The organism is Streptosporangium subroseum (genome assembly GCF_900188345.1).
Lineage (GTDB): Bacteria > Actinomycetota > Actinomycetes > Streptosporangiales > Streptosporangiaceae > Streptosporangium > Streptosporangium subroseum.
The window spans coordinates 1-1,674 of record NZ_FZOD01000165.1 but is presented as its reverse complement, the minus strand read 5'-3'; the positions used below and the strand labels follow the sequence as shown (position 1 = coordinate 1,674).

Here is a 1,674-nt window from a genome sequence, read left to right as displayed (position 1 = left end):
CCAGACCGTCTTTCGGGTACGGTGTTCGGACCCTCCGGCCGAAGCGCTCGTCCGCACCGGTCCGATCGGTGCTGGGTGCCGGGCCGCCCGCCGGGTACGGCGTTCGGGCTCACCGGCCTTCGCCGCCACGGTCGGCGTCTTCGATGTCCTGGCCGCCGCCGTTTCCGAAGAGGACGGTCAGTCGGCCTCGTGCAGTGCCTTCGCGAGCTCGTCGGGGGTGAGGCGACGGGAACTGACGTAGTAGAGCACGGCCCCCGCCGGCAGTTGGGTTCGCCAGCTTGGATTGACCAGCAGCATGTCACCGGCGCGCGCGGCGAGCATGGTGGCGCCGTACCGCCGGCCGAGCAGGGTCTGGCAGCGGTCGACCAGCACCGGACCCAGGAACTCCGGCAGCCGTACCGAGTAGGTGTCGGCACCGCCGTGGGTCATCAGCTGCGTGTAGATCTCGGTGATGCCGGGATCCTTCAGCTCCTCGGTGATCATGTGAGGGCTGTGCCACTGGACGCAGCGCACGGCCTCGTCGACGTAGCGCAGATGCCGGATCCTGCCGATGTCGCGTAACGCGACGACAAGATGGGCGCCCTCGGCGACGTGGTCGGCGGTGACCGCGACCGCCAGTGCCTCGTTGTCGTCGCGGGCGTCGACCAGCACGCTGTACGCCCGCTGCACGCCGGCCCGGCGCAGCACGCCGTCGTCGGTCAGATCACCGCGTACGAACGCGACGTCGCGGTCGGACATCGGATGCGTCAGCACGTCGTCCCAGGCACAGAGCACGACGCGACTCGAACCGTCGGCGATCAGCTCGTCCACCATCTGTTCGGTCCGTCCCGGTGTGTAGCCGAGCAGCACGATGTGGTTCGAGGTCTCTACCGTGATGGCACCCTGCATCCTTCGTCCCTTGGCTCGTTCCAACGCGGTCGACAACTTGGCGAAGACCGTCGTCAGCGTGGCGATGCCGCCGACGATGACGTACACGCCGACGGCATGGCCTCCGGCCGACTTCGGATACATGTCGCCGTAACCGACGGTCGTGGCGGTGACCACGAAATACCACCAGTAGTTGGCCGGCTCGGCGACCACGCTGTCCGCGGGCTCCACGAGCGTCATCAGGGGCCAGCTCGTGACGAACACGAGGCCGAGGACGAGAACCGGGGTCCACCACGTCCCCAGCGTCGCGACTCTGGCCAGCAAGCGGGCTATGAAGACCGGCACGCTTCCTCCTGTGCGGAGCCCTCCGGTGCGGCCTGCACGGAACCCTCCGATGCGGCAACCTTAACCGGACGTCACTTGCCGAAATAGTCCCTGTGGCGCACGGATCCATCGTGCGTTCCGAGGGGCGGCCGGCGAAACGTGGTGAAGGACCGGCGGCCTGACGTCGCCGCGAGGACGGTGATCTTCAGAGGGGGCGCCGCGGGCGTCGTGCGTCACATCGTTTCGAGCCCGTTGCGTCAGAGAGGCCCCGACCTTCCGGAGCTGCACGGATGCGATGTGGCTTGCCCGATCCGCGGCCACGGGTCGTCAGTGGCGAGTCGTTCGGGTGGGTAGCCGGGTGTGCCCGAATGTCTTGGGAAGGGGAAACGGCTCCGGCCGGCAGAGGTGTCAGCTGGACCGCTGATCGTCTCTGCCGGCCGGAGCCGTTCTTGGGTCAGGACGCGGCCACGCGTCGGAGACGTG

General features: G+C 68.3%; 1 protein-coding gene. It reads right to left on the bottom strand.

The window, feature by feature from the left end; translation table 11 throughout:
- Positions 1-177 precede the first annotated feature (177 nt).
- A complete protein-coding gene (locus CHC08_RS47830) occupies positions 178-1,212 on the bottom strand; it encodes an ion channel (RefSeq protein ID WP_089213962.1) in 1,035 nt (344 codons plus the stop codon).
- Positions 1,213-1,674: the final 462 nt, after the last annotated feature.